The organism is Streptomyces sp. NPDC007901 (assembly GCF_042959465.1).
Taxonomy (GTDB): domain Bacteria; phylum Actinomycetota; class Actinomycetes; order Streptomycetales; family Streptomycetaceae; genus Streptomyces.
Map to the genome: position 1 here is coordinate 375,886 of NZ_JBIBKW010000007.1, position 16,967 is coordinate 392,852.

General features: G+C 70.5%; 22 protein-coding genes. 1 reads left to right on the plus strand and 21 read right to left on the minus strand.

Annotated elements, in window-relative coordinates; genetic code table 11:
- Positions 1-8: 8 nt before the first annotated feature.
- The 20 genes from ACFZDK_RS24635 to ACFZDK_RS24730 all read right to left on the minus strand — a co-directional run bounded on the left by ACFZDK_RS24635 (position 9) and on the right by ACFZDK_RS24730 (position 15,742).
- A complete protein-coding gene (locus ACFZDK_RS24635; RefSeq protein WP_390975622.1) occupies positions 9-4,094 on the minus strand; it encodes a phage tail tape measure protein in 4,086 nt (1,361 codons plus the stop codon).
- 27 nt (positions 4,095-4,121) lie between these two features.
- The gene (locus ACFZDK_RS24640) at positions 4,122-4,397 is read right to left on the minus strand and encodes a hypothetical protein (RefSeq protein ID WP_390975623.1); all 276 of its coding nucleotides are present in this window, start codon (positions 4,395-4,397) and stop codon (positions 4,122-4,124) included.
- Positions 4,398-4,429: 32 nt separating this feature from the next.
- Positions 4,430-4,948: a hypothetical protein gene (locus ACFZDK_RS24645; protein ID WP_390975624.1), complete on the minus strand. Its 519-nt coding sequence runs from the start codon at positions 4,946-4,948 to the stop codon at positions 4,430-4,432.
- Positions 4,948-5,427 (minus strand): hypothetical protein, encoded by a 480-nt coding sequence (locus ACFZDK_RS24650; protein ID WP_390975625.1) that lies wholly within the window; start codon positions 5,425-5,427, stop codon positions 4,948-4,950. Before ACFZDK_RS24650 ends, ACFZDK_RS24645 begins: the two co-directional genes overlap by 1 nt.
- Before the next feature lie 61 nt (positions 5,428-5,488).
- Positions 5,489-5,821 carry a hypothetical protein gene (locus tag ACFZDK_RS24655; protein WP_390846914.1) on the minus strand — a complete coding sequence of 111 codons (333 nt, stop codon included), beginning with the start codon at positions 5,819-5,821 and terminating at the stop codon, positions 5,489-5,491.
- Between the two features lie 12 nt (positions 5,822-5,833).
- On the minus strand, positions 5,834-6,247 hold the full coding sequence (locus tag ACFZDK_RS24660; protein ID WP_390975628.1) for a hypothetical protein: 414 nt from the start codon (positions 6,245-6,247) through the stop codon (positions 5,834-5,836).
- 4 nt (positions 6,248-6,251) lie between these two features.
- Positions 6,252-6,650 carry a hypothetical protein gene (locus ACFZDK_RS24665; RefSeq protein ID WP_390975629.1) on the minus strand — a complete coding sequence of 133 codons (399 nt, stop codon included), beginning with the start codon at positions 6,648-6,650 and terminating at the stop codon, positions 6,252-6,254.
- On the minus strand, positions 6,650-7,060 hold the full coding sequence (locus tag ACFZDK_RS24670; protein ID WP_390975631.1) for a DUF6093 family protein: 411 nt from the start codon (positions 7,058-7,060) through the stop codon (positions 6,650-6,652). The genes ACFZDK_RS24665 and ACFZDK_RS24670 overlap by 1 nt, the downstream gene beginning before the upstream one ends.
- Positions 7,057-7,623, minus strand: a complete 567-nt coding sequence (locus ACFZDK_RS24675) for a hypothetical protein (RefSeq protein WP_390975632.1) — start codon at positions 7,621-7,623, stop codon at positions 7,057-7,059. Before ACFZDK_RS24675 ends, ACFZDK_RS24670 begins: the two co-directional genes overlap by 4 nt.
- A gap of 13 nt (positions 7,624-7,636) precedes the next feature.
- Positions 7,637-7,990: a hypothetical protein gene (locus tag ACFZDK_RS24680; RefSeq protein WP_390975634.1), complete on the minus strand. Its 354-nt coding sequence runs from the start codon at positions 7,988-7,990 to the stop codon at positions 7,637-7,639.
- Position 7,991: 1 nt separating this feature from the next.
- The gene (locus ACFZDK_RS24685) at positions 7,992-8,357 is read right to left on the minus strand and encodes a hypothetical protein (RefSeq protein WP_390975635.1); all 366 of its coding nucleotides are present in this window, start codon (positions 8,355-8,357) and stop codon (positions 7,992-7,994) included.
- 18 nt (positions 8,358-8,375) lie between these two features.
- The gene (locus tag ACFZDK_RS24690) at positions 8,376-9,230 is read right to left on the minus strand and encodes a P22 phage major capsid protein family protein (protein ID WP_390975637.1); all 855 of its coding nucleotides are present in this window, start codon (positions 9,228-9,230) and stop codon (positions 8,376-8,378) included.
- A gap of 18 nt (positions 9,231-9,248) precedes the next feature.
- A complete protein-coding gene (locus ACFZDK_RS24695; protein WP_390975639.1) occupies positions 9,249-10,037 on the minus strand; it encodes a hypothetical protein in 789 nt (262 codons plus the stop codon).
- 49 nt (positions 10,038-10,086) lie between these two features.
- Positions 10,087-11,136: a hypothetical protein gene (locus ACFZDK_RS24700; RefSeq protein WP_390975641.1), complete on the minus strand. Its 1,050-nt coding sequence runs from the start codon at positions 11,134-11,136 to the stop codon at positions 10,087-10,089.
- Positions 11,133-12,599 carry a phage portal protein gene (locus ACFZDK_RS24705; protein WP_390975643.1) on the minus strand — a complete coding sequence of 489 codons (1,467 nt, stop codon included), beginning with the start codon at positions 12,597-12,599 and terminating at the stop codon, positions 11,133-11,135. Before ACFZDK_RS24705 ends, ACFZDK_RS24700 begins: the two co-directional genes overlap by 4 nt.
- A 13-nt stretch (positions 12,600-12,612) precedes the next feature.
- Entirely contained in the window at positions 12,613-14,244 is a 1,632-nt protein-coding gene (locus ACFZDK_RS24710) for a hypothetical protein (RefSeq protein WP_390975645.1), read from the minus strand.
- The gene (locus ACFZDK_RS24715) at positions 14,231-14,698 is read right to left on the minus strand and encodes a hypothetical protein (RefSeq protein ID WP_390975646.1); all 468 of its coding nucleotides are present in this window, start codon (positions 14,696-14,698) and stop codon (positions 14,231-14,233) included. The genes ACFZDK_RS24710 and ACFZDK_RS24715 overlap by 14 nt, the downstream gene beginning before the upstream one ends.
- A gap of 225 nt (positions 14,699-14,923) precedes the next feature.
- Positions 14,924-15,151 carry a hypothetical protein gene (locus tag ACFZDK_RS24720; RefSeq protein WP_390975648.1) on the minus strand — a complete coding sequence of 76 codons (228 nt, stop codon included), beginning with the start codon at positions 15,149-15,151 and terminating at the stop codon, positions 14,924-14,926.
- Between the two features lie 31 nt (positions 15,152-15,182).
- A complete protein-coding gene (locus ACFZDK_RS24725) occupies positions 15,183-15,362 on the minus strand; it encodes a hypothetical protein (protein ID WP_390975649.1) in 180 nt (59 codons plus the stop codon).
- Positions 15,359-15,742 carry a holin gene (locus tag ACFZDK_RS24730; protein ID WP_390975651.1) on the minus strand — a complete coding sequence of 128 codons (384 nt, stop codon included), beginning with the start codon at positions 15,740-15,742 and terminating at the stop codon, positions 15,359-15,361. The genes ACFZDK_RS24725 and ACFZDK_RS24730 overlap by 4 nt, the downstream gene beginning before the upstream one ends.
- Before the next feature lie 69 nt (positions 15,743-15,811).
- Between ACFZDK_RS24730 and ACFZDK_RS24735 the strand changes: the two genes are divergently transcribed.
- Positions 15,812-15,997: a hypothetical protein gene (locus ACFZDK_RS24735; RefSeq protein ID WP_390975652.1), complete on the plus strand. Its 186-nt coding sequence runs from the start codon at positions 15,812-15,814 to the stop codon at positions 15,995-15,997.
- Here the strand turns inward: ACFZDK_RS24735 and ACFZDK_RS24740 are convergent.
- On the minus strand, positions 15,994-16,962 hold the full coding sequence (locus ACFZDK_RS24740) for a hypothetical protein (protein WP_390975654.1): 969 nt from the start codon (positions 16,960-16,962) through the stop codon (positions 15,994-15,996). The two genes, ACFZDK_RS24735 and ACFZDK_RS24740, sit on opposite strands and share 4 nt — an antisense overlap.
- Positions 16,963-16,967: the final 5 nt, after the last annotated feature.

Consider the following 16,967-nt stretch of genomic DNA (forward strand, 5'->3'; position numbering starts at 1 on the left):
CTCTTCCCTCAGCCCACGAAGCCGATGACGCGGGCGATGTCGTGGGCCTGCTCGGCGGCGGTCTGCTTGGCGCCGTGCAGATGCACCTCGATGTGCTTGGACACCTCGCGCGCGACCGTGGCCGTGGACGGGGCCGCGCCGTACCGGCCGGCGGGGACCAGCTGGTAGCCCATCGACGAGGCGGTCTTGGCGAGCAGCGCCCGGGAGCGGGACGAGCCGTTCCAGGGGATCCAGGACTCGGGGACCCCGGCCTCGGCGCCGAGGACCATTGTCGGCCTCGACAGGATGCCGCCGGCCGCCATCGCCACCCCGCCCTGGGCGTTCCACTGCTGCACGAAGGTGTCCTTGTACAGCGCGGGCAACGCCTTGATCTGGGCGGTCATCTTCGGGACCAGGGCGCGGATGGTGGCCACGTCCAGGCCTGCCGAGATCAGGTCGGCGAACCCCTTGCCCGGCCCACTGCGCAGTGTCGACAGCAAGACCAGGCTGTTGGACAGGTCGTCGCCGGAGAGTGCGGCCTGCGCCTTGCCGACGCTCGCGTTCGCCTTCTTCGCGGCGCTGGTGTCGCCGGCCGCCTGGTGGGCGATTTCCATGGCGCTGGAGTCGCCCTGGGCGGCCAGGGCCTGGGCGAGGTCGCCGAAGCCCTGCGCGGCCAGCTTCTGCAAGTCCGCCGCGAACTGGGCGTTCTCCTTCGTCGACGCGTTCAGCTGGTTCGTGAAGTCCTTCAGCGTGGCCTTCGCCAGCTCACCGGTCTTCTCCAGCTTCGCGGTGATCGACTTGAACTGCTTGTCCGACGCCCCGGCGAGGGCGTTGACGAGGGCGTACCCGTCCTCGCCCATGCCCTCCAGCAGCGCCTGAAGTTCCTTGCCGCCCCGCGTCCCGATCTTGTTGAGGTTCTTCCGCCACTTCTCGGTCGAGGCCACGCTCTTGTTGAGCTGCGCCTCGTAGGCCTTCAGGTTGAAGACGGTGGGCGCCTTGGCACCCTTGCTCACCCCGAGCGCCTTGTCCGCGGCGTAGACGTCGGAGCGCTCCTTGGACACGGTCTTGTCCGCGGCCTTCTTCGCCGAGCGGGCCTTGTCGACCTTCTCCTCGGCGGCCCGCATCTGTGCCGCCGTGTGGTGCCCCTTCCGTACCCGCTCCAGGTTCTTCTCGGCGTCCCGGAGGCTGTCGGCCGCCTTCTTCTGCGCCTTGAGCGCCTTGTTCAGGTCGTCCCAGGCCTTCTTCAGGTCCTCGACTTCCTTGTCGTAGCGCTCCTTCGCGTCCGACGGGCCGCCGAGCACGGCCTGTCCGGTCGGCGTGTACGTGAAGCCGGGGATCCCGCCGGAAGCCAGGCCGCCGCGCGCGAGCCGGTTGGCGTTGATGGCCTTCAGCAGGGGCAGCCACCGCTTGGTCGCCGCGGCGTTCACCACGAACTCCGTGTTGGCGACCCTGCCCATGGCGCCACTGGCGAACAACGCAAGGATGGAATCCGAGGTGCCCGTCCCCGGACCGCTGAGCAGCCCGTTGGGGGCGATCTGCACGGCACCGCCGGCCCCGTAGCCGGGCACCAGGCCGCCGCGGGCCTGGCCGCCCTTGGGCAGCTGCACGCCGGCGCCGCCGCCCGCCTGCACCTTCTTGTAATACTCGGTGGTGTAGACGCCGACACCGACGGTCTTGCCGTGGACGCCGTCGATGTAGTTCTGGATCGCCTGGGCCGCGGCCTTCGGGCCGGCGGTGGGCAGGGTGATCTCGACCTTCTTGCCCTTGGTGTTCTTGATCTTGAAGCCGAGGGATTCGAGGGCCGTCTTCGCGTCCGCCGTCAGGGCGTCCACGGTGACCTTCTTGCCCTTGGTGTTCTTGATCTTCTCCTGCACCGCCTGCAAGCCGTTGAGGGCGCCCTGGGTCTTGGCGTCGACCTCTGTCGCCACCGACGGGGGCAGCTTCAGGTAGGCGGCGGCGAGCCGGTCGACGGCGTCCTTGCTGAACCCCTTCGCGCGAAGGTCCTTCTTGAGCAGCTCGATGTCCTTCTCCAGGACCTTCTGCCCGGCCTCCTGAGAGTTCTTCTCCTTGGCGACGGCCTCGGCGTGGTCCATGGCTGCCTTCGCGGCGTCCAGGAACGCCGACTTGACCTTGCGGCCCTTGTCGGTGGAGACGTCCAGCGAGTGCCCGTTGTCCTTCACCGCGTCGTTCAGATCGGCCATCGACTGCTGGAAGCCGATCTCGCTCTGCGCCGCACTGATGGCCGACCCGTTGAGCCTGTCGAGGGAGTCCGACAGCTGCTCCGCTGCGGACTTCTGGTTTTCGAGTTCGTCGGCGGTCGTCTGGGCGACGTCGCCCAGCGCGGACTGGCCTTCGGCGGTGGTCCGGGACTGGGTGTCGGCGTCCGCGAGAGCGTCCGTGTAGGAGGGCAGCAGGCTGCGGAACTTCTCGACCGAGGTGCCGTCCAGGCTGCTGGACAGGCCCTTGAAGATGGTGGCGGCCTGGTCGGCGGCCCCCGACTGCACCAGCTGTGCGAGCGCTGAGTCCAGGGCCTTGATGCGGTCCTTGGCGTCGTCCAGCTTCATCGGACCGGTGCCGAGGGCGTCCTCGTCGGTGAAGAGCGCCATGGACTCCTTGAAGTGCCGGATCCGGTCATTGAACCCGGGGTGGGCGATCTGCTGGACCGCCTCGTTCAGGTCGCCGAGGTCCTTGCCGAAGCTCTTCGCCGCCTGCCCGGAGATCTTCCCGGTGTCGGCGAAGTCCAAGAGGCTGTTAGCCATCTTCGCCGTGCTGGGCGGCGCGTCCCGCATGGCCGCCTTCAGCTGGTTCACGCCGACGGCCAGGGCCGCCACGATCCCGACGACGCTGCCGATCGTGCCCAGCGTGCCCAGGGCGGCCCTCGTGCGGGCCGTGGTGATGCCCAGGGCCGTCAGGGCGGTACGGGTCGCGGCGATCCGGGGCAGCAGCAGCAGGAACCCGGCCACCGCGATCATCGCGGCGCCCCCGACACCGGTCAGCAGTGTGACCGCCTTCTGGAGCGGCACGGGCAGGCTGTTGTAGGCGTTGACCAGGTTGGTCACCCACTGGACCATGTCCCGCAGCGCCCCGTTGGCGCTGGATCCGCCCTCGATGAGCGCGACCTCCAGGGCGCCGCGCAGCCGCTCGAAGTCACCGACGAGGTTGTCGGTCTGGATCGACGCCATCCGGGAGGCCGCGCCCTGGTCGTCGACCGCCTTGACGTACTTGTCGATGCCCTTGGAGCCGAGCTCGTACAGGATCGTCGCCGAGCGCACCGCGTCCGCGCCGAAGATCGTCGCGAAGGCGGCGTTGCGGGCCTCGGGAGTGAGGTTCTTGAAGCTGGACTGCAGGTTCCCGGCGAGCTTGGACAGGCCGACGAACTTGCCCTGGCTGTCGTAGGCGGTGAACCCGAGCTTCGCCATCATCTGGCGGGCCTCGTCGGACTGCGGGGTCAGCCGCTGCAGCATCACCTTCAGCGAGGTACCGGCGTCCGAACCGATCAGGGCGTGGTCGGCGAAGGCGGCCAGCGTGCCGACGGTGTCCTCAAGGTCCAGGCCGGTCTGCTTGGCGAGCAGACCGCCCTGGCGCAGGGACATGCCCAGCCCGGACATGTCCGCCGCGGACTTGTTCGCCGCCGCGGACAGGACGTCGGCGACATGCGTGACGTCCTTGCCCTGCAGGCCGAACGTGTTCATCGCCTGCGCCGCGATCACGGCGGCGTCGGCCAGGTCCATCTGCCCGGACGCGGCCAGCGCCAGCGTGCCCTTGAGGGCGCCACCGGTGATGTTCGCGACCGAGACGCCGGCGCGCGCCAGCTCGGCCTCGGCGTCCGCCGCCTGCGAGGCAGTGAACGACGTGCTCTTGCCCGCCTCCAGCGCCGCCGCCCGCAGCTTGCCCATCTCCGCCGACGTCGCCCCGGTGACCGCGCGGACGTTGCTCATGGCCTTGTCGAACTTCGCGGCGGCGGCCACCGCGACGGTGAAGCCCGCGAGCATGACCGCGCCGACCTTCGCGCCGGCGCCCGCCAGCTGGCTGGTCCGGTCGCTCGCCTGCCGCAGGCTGCGCGTGTACTGGTTGACGTCGGCGCGGAGCCGGACGGTGACGGTACGGACGGCCATGTCACCTCCCGGCGGGGTGCAGGGCCGTCAGGCCGAACTGTGGGTGATGTGGACGTGCAGGCCTTCGCTCTTGCCGCCCTTGTCCTGGTAGGCCTTCACGGCGGACGCGGACGCGGTGCAGGCGTGGCAGCGCACCAGCTCGGCCTTGTACCGGAACTCGTTGTCGGCGTCGGTGGCCTCGCCCCAGGGCTGCCCGCACTCCGGGCAGGTGTCCGCCTCGACCGTGTGGAGGGCTTCGGCCCATGCCCGGTCCTCGGGCAGCCACAGCGGCTCCCCTTCGGCGACCACCCGCCCCAGGAACACCGAGCGGGGGACACCCCAGGACCGGGCGGTTTCTAGCTCCCGCCGCCAAGGCCCGCCAGGAGTGCGGAGGCGGCCAGCGAGAAAGGGGCAAGGTCCGCGGACGTGTGCACGTCCCACGCCGCGGAGGCGAGCTTTTGGATCTCACCCTGGTTGAGGACCTCGAACAGGGCGGCGGCCGACTCGGCGGTCAGCTTGGGTTCCACACAGGACGCGACGACCAGGGCGCGGGGGAAGGTGTTCTCGTCGAACAGCTGGTCCTCGGTCTTGCCCGGGTGCGCGGCGAGCAGGTCGCTGTAGGCCTTGTCTCCGATGTACCGGAGCGTGAACGGCACTTCGGACTCGCGCGCCTGGTCGCGGACCTCCTTGAGCCGGGCGGCGATCGCGCGGGCGGGGTGCTGCTCGGACAGGTCGCTGGGCTCCCAGTCCTCGTTGACCTGGGTGAGTTCCTGGGCCAGGCGCTCGGCCTCCCCGGCGAGGTCGCCCCGGGTGCACACCATGACGGTGCGCTCCCGGGGCTTGGCCTGCTTGAGGATCTCCTCGATCGACGGCATCAGGCCACCGTCGCCGCGGTCGCCGGCGGGTTCGTGACCTTCATCGGGGACACGAACTTCATGACCTCGTTCGCGGCGGGGGCCACGTTCTGCGGCTCGCCGCAGGTGATCGGGTAAACCTCGCACTTCTGCGAGGTCGCCCACGCGGTGGCGTAGGCGACACCGCGACGCACGACGAGGTAGCCGGACACCCCGTACTTCAGCGTGGTGTACGGGAGGTCCTCGCCGCCGGTGGTGCCGCGCTTGAACGTCATCTCGGTGTCGAAGCCGATCCGGCCCACGGTCTTCGTGTCGAACGTGGAGGCCAGGCTGGAGGTGTCGACGTCCGCCGTGGACGGGTCGATCTTCAGGCCGTCGGGGGTGACGCGGGTCGTGAAGTCGCTGCCGGCGTTCAGCTCGGTCGTGGTCGGCGCGTTGATGTTGGCGATGGACGACGCCCAGACCACTTTGGTCATGCCGTCGTTGATCAGGTCGGACATGGGCCCTCCTCAGGGCACGAAAAAGCCCCGGGCGGCGGGGCGGGCGGGAAGGTGCTGGACGTCAGATGACGAGGCTGGCGACGGTGACGCTGGTCGTCGACGAGTAGGTGATCGACGCGCTCACGCCGTCGGAGGGCGACGCGAACAGGTCGGCGGTGATCGGGCCGATCATCTTGTCGCCGGTCGTGGCCGGCACGGTCACCACGAGGTCGGCGGCGGCCTGGCCGCGGACCTTGGCCGTCGCCGTGATCGTGACGGTCATGCTGGAGCCGTTGGTGTTCTTGACGTGCAGGAACGACCGTTCGCCGCACGTCACCGTGGTGGACGCGGCGGCGGCCGAGTACGTCGGGGTCAGGCCGCTCAGTGCGACGACCTGCTGGGCGAGAAGCGCCATGAGGCTCTCCAATCAGGCGGGTGTGGAACAGATCCGGTACTGCACGGGGACGAACCAGATGGGCGGGGTGACGTCGTCGTCCCGCGCGACCGGGGGCCCGCCGAGGTCCTCGGGCGGCCAGCAGGACCGGCCCGTAACCAGCAGCGGCGCGGCGAGGGCCTGGCGGACGCGGCCGGCCACCCACAGGGCGCGCTCGGCACTGCTGCCGACACAGGTGATCTGCATGGTCGAGTCGAAGTCGGTGCGCTGGTCGGCGAGGGACTCCCGCACGGCCATACCGGGGTCGGGGTAGAGGACGGCGAACTTGTCGGGCGGTGACCACCCGGCTCCGGTGGGGGTGCCGCCGAGGTAGACGGTCAGGTCGGCCGCCTCCAGCGCGGCCTGGACGGCGTCGGCGTGCGGCAGGACGTCAGGAGCGGTGGCCACCTGCTCACCACCAGGCCAGGCCGCGCGCGGTGACGAGGTCCATCTGTGCCTCGAACCGTGGCAGTTCGGCGGCGAGCGCCCGGCCGCCGTCGTTGTGCGGCGGGTTCTTCACCGAGCCGTACTCCAGCAGGTTGCCGAGCGCCCCCTGAGGGGCTTCCTTGTCCGGGCCGATCCGGGCGTCGGTGATGTCCGGGCCCACCGTCAGCAGGTCGTAGCCGATGGACGCCGGATACGCAGGGGCGTGCCGGCCGGACGAGGCTCGCGCGTTCTTCGCCCAGTCCCGCTTCACGTTCAGCGCGCCCCGGTTGACGACCTGGCGGGCCTCCCGGCGGACGATCGGGATGCTCCGGGCCAGGTGCGCCTGGAGGCGGCGCACATCGCCCATGTCGAAGGGATCGTTCATCAGGACCGGTCCTCCGTGGTGATCCGCCAGGCCGTGGTCTGGCCGCTGAACTGGGCGCCGGTCACCCACAGGATGAGGCCGGTCATGCGGGCGTCCGGTGAGGCGGTGACCTCGATCCGCATGCCCGGCAGGACCCGCTTCCCCGACGGCAGCGGCGTGCTCCAGGGCAGGGCCACCTGGTACTCCAGCAGGCGGACTTCACGGTCGGCGGCCTGGACGTCCTCCCCGGAGGCCTGCGCCACCGGCTTCACGCGGGCCTTCCCGGTGTAGAGCGTGGTCTGGGCGCCCGGGGTGGTGGTCCCGGTGGTCCGGTCGAAGGTGTCCTCGGCCTGCTCGTACAACCGCACGGTGTCCCGCATACGGGCCTCGGCTGCCGCGCGGCCGGCTGCCAGGACGCTGTCGAGGCTCACGGCCCGCTCACCACCCACACGCACCGCTCGCCCAGCTCGCGCTGGAGGGCGGCCAGTTCACCGGGCAGCAGGTCACCCGCGTACTGGATCGCCTCGGACGCGTAGGTCACGCTGTAGTCGTCGACCGTCTCCTGCCGGATGCCCGACTCCATGCCCTTGGGCGTGCCGGAGAGCCGGTCGGCGACCGAGCAGGTCAGTTCCACGATGCCGTCGGGTACCGGGTCCCAGCCGCGCCGGTAGGTGACCTGGGCGCGGGGCACCAGGCAGGTGGGGAACCGCAGGTGCTCGCCGTCCCACCACCAGCCGGTGACCGTGGTGAGGGTGCCGTCCTCGCCGACCGACGACACAGCCTGGACTTCGAGGACCGGCGGGGCCGGCAGTTCGACCACGCCGCCGGCGACCGTCAGTTGCACGATGACGGTGCTGGGGGTGATGGGCTGCCCGGCCGCGCGCCGGATACGGGCCGACGCGCGGGCGAGCAGGGCGTCCGCCGAGTCCACCGGGAGGCTGTAGCCGTAGGCGATGGCGTCCGTCTTGCCGGCGAGCGGCGTGGGGAGGCTCACGGCTGCCCTCCCCTCAGTCGTTGCTCGGGGATGTCGGGGTGCCGTACTTCTCGATGAGGTCCGCCTTGGTCATGCCGTCGGCTTCCTCCGGGGTGGCGCCCTTCACTACGGCCCAGCCCACCCATTCCGGCTTGTTGGCGGTCTTGGCGGGCTCGGTCAGGGGCAGGCCGGCCACCTGCTGGCCCGGGGCCGGCGTCTTGCCGACGCCGGTCGGCTCCTCGTCGGCGGGGGCGGTGTAGGGGCTGCCGTCCTCGTTGACGCGCTGGAGCATGCCCTTGGTCAGGCGTTCCTGGATCGGTTCGGGCAGCGGCAGGTCCATCGCGTGGATGCCGCCGCCCTCGCCGCGCACGTAGATGGTCTCGGCCATGTCAGGTGTTCCTCGGGACCTTGAAGGCGGTGATGGTCATGGCGACGGAGGTCTCCACGATCAGGGAGCCGTCGTTCTGGAGGAACCGCCCGGATTCCACCGGGCCGATCCACTGGGTCGCCGAGTTGGCGACGGTGACGGTGAGCGGGCCCTGTCCGGAGGCGATCGCCAGCGGCAGGGAGCCCGCCAGGACCGAGGCGGTGCCGGAGCCGCCGGAGGCGTTGGAGACGCGCAGCAGCGTCAGTTCCGGGAACGACGCGGCGATCTGGCCGCCGTTGCCGGCGCCGGAGGTGACCGCGGTCCCGGCCGGGTCGGCGAGGCTGCTGTTGGCGACGAGGGAGCTGTAGGAGACAGCGGTGCGTGCCATGGTGGCTGGCCCTCCTGATCAGGTCTGGGACGCGATGGCCGTGGCCAGCGCCTCGGGGCGGATGACCTTCGCGCCGTACAGCGCCAGGCCCTTGATGGCGTCCGAGAAGGACGATTCGGGGCGGTAGGCCTCGGTCTTGTTGATCTGCTCGGCGAAGGAGACGGCGGTGTTGTTGCCCGCGGTGACCACGTAGTCGTCGCCGGTCGGGTTGGGGGCGTTGTTCGACATGTAGATGTCGAAGCCGGCGGCGCGGCCGATGAAGCCGTTGCGCAGGGCGGCGCCCTGGTCGGCGGCCTTCTCGGCGTTGATGAAGTTCGGGTCGAGCAGGGCCCGGCCCTCCAGCCACGGCGGGACGACCATCCAGCGGCCCTGGCGGGGCACGTTGGCGTTGTCGAGGGTGACCTTCAGCGGGACGCAGATCTTCGAGTAGAAGTACTCGGGGTTCGTCGTCGGGATGCTGATGGTGCCGAGCTGGTTCGCGGACTGCGCCTGGGTGTAGAGGTTGGCGACGTACTGGTCGACCACGTCCGCGAGGGCGTAGGCAGCCTCGGACATGGCCTGCGGCATGACGTCGCCCTTGGCCTGCCGCTTGTCGACGTCGTCGACCTTGAACGCCCAGTACTTGGACTGGTCGACGACCAGCGTGCGCTGGGCGTCGTTCAGCTCTTCGGGCGTGATGACGGTGCTGTTGGCGTTGTAGGTGCCGATCGTCGGCCGGGAGATCGACGTGATACGGACGGTGTCGCCCGCGTCGGAGATCTCGCCCTCGTAGTCGCGGTTGACCATGCCGGGCCCGGCGTAAATCAGCTCCTTGCGGAGTGCGACCAGGAGCTTGGCGGACCAAATCTCCGGCCGGAAACGCTTGATGGACATCGGTTTCCTCTCGGGTGGTTATCCGCCGAGGTAGTCGCGGAGCTGACCCTTGCGGTGAGCCTCGTCGATCTGCTCGGGCGTGAGTTTGGCTACGTCCTGCTCGGTGAGCTGGACAGGACCGCCGCGCCCCTTGCGGGCACCGCCGTCTCCGGACCCCTGGAACCTGGCCTCCGGTGCCTTTGCGGCGGTGGCTCCCAGGTAGGGGCGTTCCTTCAGGAGGTCCTCGATCGCGTCGGCGATCTCGGTCTCGTCGATCTGGCCGTCGTCGTCGACCTCGAACTGGCTGAGGTCGAGGAAGGCCAGGGCGTCGCGCGGGTTGGCGAGCTTGCCCGCTGCTGCCGCGCGGATCTCGGAGCGGACGATCCGCTGGTTGGCCTTGGCGGTTGCCGCCTTGTCGGCCTCGCTGCGGATCCGTTCGGGGTCGTCGGCGTTCCCGCCGCTGGTGCCCTTGAGCTGGTCGCGCTCGGACTCGGCGGCCTTGCGCCGGTCGCGTTCCTTGCGCCACCGCTCCTTCATGCGGTCCAGGGCCTGCTTGCCGGCGTCGCCGAGCTGGTCGGCGCCGTCCTGATCCGCTCCGTCGTCGTCCTGGTCGTCGTTGCCGTTTCCGGCGTCGTCGTCCTGGTCGTCGTCGGTGTCGTCCCCTCCGCCGGCGTCGTCGTCCTGGCCGTCGTCGTCATCGTCGTCGGCGGCGCCGAGGACGGGCCAGATCGGGTACTGCTCGTCCGGGTCCTCGCCGGGGCGGGCCTTGCGCCAGCCCAGCGCGGTACGGCCGGTGGTGGGGTGGACGGGCAGGGTCGTTGCGGTCATGGTGATGCGTCTCCCGTTGCGGAAGTCGGGACCAGGGCGTTGCGCCCGGTCAGGTCAGGTAGCCGAAGCGGCGCAGCAGCCGGATGGCGTCTTCGCGGTCCTCGGCGAGCCGGTAGATCTCCTCGGGCAGCAGGCGAGGCGTCCGCAGCTGGAAGCCGCGTCCCGAGGGACCGACCAGGCCGCGGTCCATTGCCCGGCGCCGCTCGGCCCGATAGAACGCACCGCGCCGGGTGACGCCCTCGCGGGTGGCTGCGACCCGGCGGCCGTAGGCGTCGGCGGTGTACATGCCGCGGCGGGCGTTGACGACCGACGCGGGGTCGGCGCCCTCGCGGATCGCACGGGCGCCGGCCTCGCCGAACACGCGGTTCTGCTCGGCCAGGGACAGGCTGCGGAAGTAGTCCACGGGGTCGACGAACGCTCCGCCGCCGCGGCCGGGCCGGGTCGTCGGGCTGAAGGCGTCCGAGTCGAGGCGGCCACGGTGCTGGTTACGGGCGACCAGCGTGGTCGGCAGGTGGATGCAGTCGCAGCGCGGGTGCCGCTGGAAGCCCTTGTTCCAGCCGAACTCCTTGCCCGCCAGGATCACGCACCGGGCGCAGGCTGGAGGCTGCACCACCCTGACGTAGCCCTGGATCGTCCGCCGCCCGGCGATCCCGACGCCGACGGCGCCGCGGCCCGCGTCGGCGACCTCCGAGCGGATGATCGTGGCCAGCAGGCCGCGGCCCGCTCCGAGCGCCTGCTGTGTGCCGGAACCTGCCTTGATGGCCTCGAACGTCGTGAACAGCGGGCGCAGCATCAGCGTGTCCAAGGGCCGCCCGTCGGCCGCGACCCCAGCGAACGCGGACGGGTTCACCCGGTCCTCGGCGCCGCCGGCGTCCTCGGCGTCGGCGACCCCGTCGATGTAATCGTCGGCGCCGGTGGCCGCCGCCAGCTGCCCGGAGGTGAGGACCGCGACCAGCCGCGGACCGACCGAGCTCCACGACGCGCGAAGCTGTCCGGCGTCGAGCATGCCCCACTCCCGCAGGGCGGCTGCCATGGTCGTCGCCGCGATCCGCCGCTGCTGCGCGAGGTGCCGCCCGGCCAGGACCAGCGGGTCCGTCACGGCACGCCGCCATCAACCGGCGCAGGCGGCCCGGGTGCGGGCTCCGGCGGCTGCCCGCCGGCGCCCAGCATGGCCGCGACCGGGTCCTGCTCGGCCTCCCGGGCCCGCATCTCCATCAGCGTCGCGACCTCGGTCGGGGTCAGACCGAACCGCAGGGCGAGCCACTCGAAGGGGAACCCGATCTGCTTCAGCTTCAGCAGCGAGTCGGTCAGCTGCGCCAGGTTCCTGGACTGCGGGTCCTTCCACAGCACCGAACCGCCGCCGAGCGCCTTGCCCTTGGCGTCCTCGCCGCGGGCCAGACAGATCAGCTGGAACACCTCGCGCAGGGCCTGCCCGAACCACAGTTGCTTCTCCTCGACCCGCTTCACCAGGCCGGTCTCAGCCGCGATCAGCGCATCCCCAGAGAGGTTCGCCATCTTGCCGATCAGATAGTGCTGCGGGGTGCGGGTCTGCGCGGCGATGTGGCCGACGGCGACCTCGATGATGTCGGTGTAGGCGGTGAGCTGGGCAGCGGGCCAGGAATCGGCCTTGGCGTCGGGGTTCTCCAGCCACAGGATGCGGTCGGTGACGAACTTCTTCAGGTCGATCGGCTTCTCGCCGACCTTCTGTCCGTTCGCGTCCAGGATCGGGACCTTCGGAATCTCGGCCCCGGTGATGATCCGCTGGGTCAGGGAGGCGTAGTCGGCGTTCGTGAACAGCATCGCCCACAGCAGGTTGATGGCGTCCTGCATGGCGATGACCCCGGACACGTCCGACACCGGCTCCGAGGCGAGCAGGGGCCGGTTCGGGAGCTCCACCATCGGCACGACGCCCATCGGGTTCGGCTGAGGGTTCGGCTCGTTGTCCATCTCGCGGGGCGTCCAGGAGTCCATGACCTCGTCGGCCTCGGCCATCTGCGGCGACTTCTTGTCCCCAGCGGACAGCGGCCGCTCGAACTTCCACACCTCGCTGGGCAGGTACAGGGTCGCGAACTCCTTGAAGCCGTCCTGCCACAGCTTCAGCGCGGCCCGCCGCCGGCGCCGTGAGCCCGGCTCGTACTGGACGACCGCCGAGGACGCGTCCTCGAAGGTGACGCACGGGGTCTCCTCATCGTCCGGGTCACCCCACACCAGCACGAAGGAACGGGCCGCGTTCCCGGCGCCGAGGAACCCGAGCTGACTGTCGGCGTCCAGGCCGTTGCGCTGCCACACCGACCACAGGTCGGCGTCCGCCTTCGTCTGGCCGGGCGCCTGCACGCCGGTCACGGTGAGCCGCTCGACCGGGCTGTCGGCAACGGGCTGCACCCAGTTGTCCGAGAACCCCTCGTAGCGGTCGGCGCAGTACTTCCGGAACTCCTCCGACGCGAACTTCAGCGGGTGCTTGCCCCGGTAATAGCGGTCATGCCGCAGCACGGACCCCGAACGGGACGTCAGCTCCGTCGCCAGGACATCGACCAGGCGCCGGGCCTGCTCCTCCGTAGCCACGCGCAACCCCCTCTCAAGCGGTGTAGGCGTAGTACTTCGGTGGCGGCGCCGCCTGCCCCGCGGCGATGGCGTCCTGCGCGGCCTCGTGGGCGAGGACCGAGCAGACCGCGAGGTCGATCTTCTGGAGGACCGAGGCCTTCCGAAGGACGTACCGGTTCGACGGTCGCGCGGCCTTCCGGGCGTTGCGCACATGGATCGAGGCGGTCTCGCAGCCGTCGTGCCAGAACGTGCTGTCCTTCTTCGTGACGTCGGTGAGCAGCTGCTCACACGCGGCGTGCATCTGCACCACGCGGTTGGTGTGCCACTCGGTGACGCGCTTCTCCCCGAAAGTCGCCTGCCAGGCCGCGACCTCGCTGGTCCAGTACGGCGGGTCCGCGTAGGCGCGCACGATGTCGTACCGGTCGAACATCTCCCGGAAGGCCGTGTCGACCTCCAGGCGGGGAACCTGGCCTTCCCAGTCCGCCGGGTCCCAGACGCACGGCCGCCGGTCCGGCCCGTAGACCGGGGTGAACTGGTAGCCGTCCAGGGTCTCGGCGCGGATACCGGTCCAGTCGTCCACGTCGGACCCGTCGAAGCCGAGCACGATCCGCGCGCCGTCCGGGACCTTGCGGCGCTTCAGGCGCGCGTCCCACCGGTCCTGCTGAAGCCAGGCACCCATGCCCGCAGTGATGCGGTTGCCGTAGAAGCGCTCGGCCTCGGCCGGCTCCTTCTCCAGCAGCTCGGCCGCCTCACCCTCGATGGAGTCGAGGTCCACGTGATGGCTGCCGTTGTACACCGCCGTGTGGATCTTCCGCCGCTCGGACTTCTTGGCGTAGTCCAAGCCCTTCGGAGGAAGCCGGTGATATCGGTAGACGTCCTTGACCTTGGTCTCGGCCGTCTTCTGCGCGACCGAGTTCTCTGTGGGATCCCAGGCGTTCGTCTGCTCCAGCGAGCGCCCCGACATGCCCGCCAGGCCACGGCGTTGCGTCGTGGCTACCTTCGTCATGCCGTTGCCCTCGGTCCAGATCCCGGTCTCGTCCTGCGCGGCGAACGTGATCGGGTTGCCCAGCCGGGACTGCGCGCTGGAGGTGACGACATCGATCCGGCCGTCGTTCGGCAGCCGGATGAACTGCTCACCGACCTTCATCACTTCGGACAGCGGACCGTTCCGGATCATCTCCTGCAGCGGCCGGTAGGTGTTGTCCGTCTGGTCCTCGGACGTCGCCGTGATCTGAATCAGCGGCTTGTTCCACGGCCGGCCCATCGGCTCGCCCGGCTCGTACTCGTACACCCAGCCGCAGGGGCAGCGGTGGTCCGAGCACCGATACCGCTCCCCGCCGCTGGCCCAGCCGTTGAACAACACCGGGCCGACACCCTCGGCCGCGACGATCGACGCGGCCCACGGGCCCTTCCCGGACTTCTGAGGTGCGACGGCCTGGGCACGCCGGTAGTGGAAGGCCGGCGCCAGCTGCCCCAGTTCGGCGGTCGGCTTGACCCGGTAGAGGTTGGCCGTGATCCGCAGCTGCCAGTCGTACATCACGAACGGCTGCGGCTCCGGGTCCAGACCGCCCACCGACTGCAGCTTGCAGTGCCGGGTGATCCAGTCCGGCACCACGAACAGCGTCGGGAAGTCCAACGACCAGGTGCCGTCGTCAGCCGCTACCACCGGCCACCGCCCTCAGCCGAGCACGCGCCGAGGTCGGCACGGCCGTTGGCGTCGGACCCGCCGGGGTCTGGTCGTCCTCGCTGAGACGCTCGATCCGCCACCGGTTCGCCCGCAGTCCGGGGCTGGTCAGGCCGAGGCTGTCGGCCATCTGCCGAACCAGAGTGCCCAGTGCCACCGAGGACTGCGGCTCCTCGGCCTGGGCCAGGCGCCGGACGTACAGCGCCACCTCGAACTCCTGGCTGCACCTCTCCCACATCAGGGCCTGCGGCAGCTTCCAGAAGTGCTCCCACAGCTCCATCTCGCGCTGCTCCGGCCAGGTCAGGGGGAAGTCGGGCGCGGCACCCTGGCGTCCCTCGGCAGGCAGGATCGTCCACTCGCCGGCGTCCCGCTCACGGCGCAGCGCCTCGGGGTCGGGCGCCGGGCCGGACCGCGAACGCGCTCCGCCCTTCGGCATGTTGATCACTCCAGTCGGCCGCCTTGCGCGACGTCAGTGCCGTCACCTTGCGTGACGGCGGACCATGATCATCGGGGTTCTGAACCCGGCAGACCGGGCAGCCACCTCCCCGGCGGTCCTTCGGCTGATCTTGGTTTGGGGTCACCCCCCGGGGTGGATCATGGATTTCGTCACCGTGTGTGACGTCCGTGGATCCCTCTGAGCTGCGGCGATGCGTCTGGGTGGTCACTGCCAGACGTACAGGGCGTCGCCGTCCTGGTGCCGGTGCTCGTGCTCCGGGGTGCCGGGCGGCAGGTCCGGGTCCGGCGCCGGCTCCTGGCAGGTGATGTGCACCAGGGCGGGCAGGAAGTGGGGCTTGCCGCACAGTGGTGGCTGCTCTGCCTCCGCCGGCTGCGCCTCGCTGCTCGCTTGTGGCGCCTCGTCTTCGGCCTTGGCCTTGGTCCTGCTGGTCATGCGTCTGCCTCCGTGCTCCGCGTCATTGGGCTCAGCGCCGTCGGGTCGTCAGCCGCGCCCAGCAACGGGCCAGGCGCAGGGCCAGGGGACCACGCCGGGTACGGCTGAGGCCTTGCTCGAACTCGCCCCACAACCTGTGCACCATCAGGTCGACTCCGGCGTGGCGCAGGTCGCCGAGGCTGGGCTGACTGGCGTGCTGGTGCTGGGTCATCGGTGCCACCCTCCGGGCTGCTCGTGTGCGGTGTGGCTGCTGTGGCACGGCCCGCACAGGCCGCGCCCGTACTGCGGGTCGTTGGGGTCGAGGCCTGCCTGGACCAGGGCGCGGCGGTCCTGGGGGTGGTGGTCGGCGTGCCGGGAGGGCTGGCCGCACGGGCTGCCGTGTCCGTGGTCCTCGTCGGTGCACACGCACGTCGGGTCGCGCTGCAGCACGGGCTTGCGGAAGCGGAGTTCGTGCTCGCCGTCGTAGCCTCGCTGTCGTGCGCTGCCGCGCCGCTGTTCGGCTGCGCGTCGGTGCTGGTCGCACTTGCCGTGCTGGGTGTACTCGGGGCATCGGGGCTCGGAGCAGACCCGCCAGCGCTGGGACTTGGCCATGTCACCTCCGCTACCGTGTGCCGCCTGGGGGTGGCGTGCATGCGTAGTGATGCAGCAGCAGGAGTGTTCGTGGCAGCGCTGGTCGTCCTGATCGTGGGGGTGATCAAGGGGTGGACGCTGCTGATTGTGTTGGCCGTGGCGGTGATGGTCGGGACGCTGGTGGCGACGTCGCGGCGGCGGCGGACTGGGCCTGACCCGGAGGTGACTCTGCGTCCGGGTGGGGATGGCCGGCCGTGGCGTAGGTCGAAGGACTAGCTCGGCTCGGGTCCGATGTTCTCCAGCCTCAACCGCCACGGGTAGGTGGGGTGGGCGTACACCTTGGCGGTTCCGTCTGCCGACCCCTGGTAGGCCAGAGCGACCGTCGCCTGGCCCGCGCTGAGGTGGCCGGAGGAGACGGTGAACGCCTCGGAGGTGGTCATCCGGCTGAAGCTGGTGGATGGGTACATCGTGGGGTTGCCCTCGGCGAGTGGGCTGCTGGTCTCGGATGCGGCGTAGACGGCGGGTGCGCCGCTGCTGTCGAGGAGTGCCCAGTCGAGGAACGTCGCACCGATGTACATGAAGTTGCCGTAGATCTTGATCCGGTCACCTGCCGCCGCCGCGATCGAGCACCGCAGGGGCGTGCCGCCCGACGTCTGCACGATCGTCCACGATGCCGCTGCGGGCAGGCCGCTGAGGTTGTCGTCGGTGATGCGGACGGTGGCGGTGCGGAGTGTTCCGCTGGGGCCGGCCGGGCCTTGGGGGCCGGTGGGTCCTGCCGGTCCGGTGGGGCCTTGTGCTCCGTCTGCTCCGGCGGGTCCGGTGGCGCCTGTCGCGCCGGTGGGGCCTGTCGGTCCTGCGGGTCCGGCTGGTCCCTGGACGATGAGGTAGTTGCCGTCGTCGGCGGTGACTGGGGTGAGTTCGGCGATCTTCTGGGTGGGGTTGGCCTTCAGGAGCCGGACCGGGAAGGTCACGGTGTCGGCGTCGTAGAAGGAGATCGTCAGCTGGTAGGTGCCGCCTGTGGGGTTGATGCCGTCGGCGTCGTTGGCGACCACGGTGATGGTGACGTTGCCGGTGGCGTCGAAGGCTGCGGTGGCGGGGCCTTGGATGGTGGTGCCGCTGTCGGCGTGGACGAGGCGGCCGGCGGTGGGTACGAGGTGCACCTGGCCTGCTGTGGCCGTGCCGTCGGGGTGTGGGTAGTTGCCGGTCAGGGTGACGGTGGCCATGCCGTCGGGCAGAGGCATGAGGA

What these genes read in the sequence shown, in the direction of transcription:
- ACFZDK_RS24655 (WP_390846914.1), bottom strand. Translation starts at nt 5,821, where the DNA reads ATGGCGCTTCTCGCCCAGCAGGTCGTCGCACTGAGCGGCCTGACCCCG.
- ACFZDK_RS24645 (WP_390975624.1), bottom strand. Translation starts at nt 4,948, where the DNA reads ATGCCGTCGATCGAGGAGATCCTCAAGCAGGCCAAGCCCCGGGAGCGC.
- ACFZDK_RS24680 (WP_390975634.1), bottom strand. Translation starts at nt 7,990, where the DNA reads ATGGCCGAGACCATCTACGTGCGCGGCGAGGGCGGCGGCATCCACGCG.
- ACFZDK_RS24650 (WP_390975625.1), bottom strand. Translation starts at nt 5,427, where the DNA reads ATGTCCGACCTGATCAACGACGGCATGACCAAAGTGGTCTGGGCGTCG.
- ACFZDK_RS24725 (WP_390975649.1), bottom strand. Translation starts at nt 15,362, where the DNA reads ATGACCCAGCACCAGCACGCCAGTCAGCCCAGCCTCGGCGACCTGCGC.
- ACFZDK_RS24740 (WP_390975654.1), bottom strand. Translation starts at nt 16,962, where the DNA reads ATGCCTCTGCCCGACGGCATGGCCACCGTCACCCTGACCGGCAACTAC.
- ACFZDK_RS24635 (WP_390975622.1), bottom strand. Translation starts at nt 4,094, where the DNA reads ATGGCCGTCCGTACCGTCACCGTCCGGCTCCGCGCCGACGTCAACCAG.
- ACFZDK_RS24690 (WP_390975637.1), bottom strand. Translation starts at nt 9,230, where the DNA reads ATGTCCATCAAGCGTTTCCGGCCGGAGATTTGGTCCGCCAAGCTCCTG.
- ACFZDK_RS24685 (WP_390975635.1), bottom strand. Translation starts at nt 8,357, where the DNA reads ATGGCACGCACCGCTGTCTCCTACAGCTCCCTCGTCGCCAACAGCAGC.
- ACFZDK_RS24730 (WP_390975651.1), bottom strand. Translation starts at nt 15,742, where the DNA reads ATGGCCAAGTCCCAGCGCTGGCGGGTCTGCTCCGAGCCCCGATGCCCC.
- ACFZDK_RS24720 (WP_390975648.1), bottom strand. Translation starts at nt 15,151, where the DNA reads ATGACCAGCAGGACCAAGGCCAAGGCCGAAGACGAGGCGCCACAAGCG.
- ACFZDK_RS24715 (WP_390975646.1), bottom strand. Translation starts at nt 14,698, where the DNA reads ATGCCGAAGGGCGGAGCGCGTTCGCGGTCCGGCCCGGCGCCCGACCCC.
- ACFZDK_RS24695 (WP_390975639.1), bottom strand. Translation starts at nt 10,037, where the DNA reads ATGACCGCAACGACCCTGCCCGTCCACCCCACCACCGGCCGTACCGCG.
- ACFZDK_RS24665 (WP_390975629.1), bottom strand. Translation starts at nt 6,650, where the DNA reads ATGAACGATCCCTTCGACATGGGCGATGTGCGCCGCCTCCAGGCGCAC.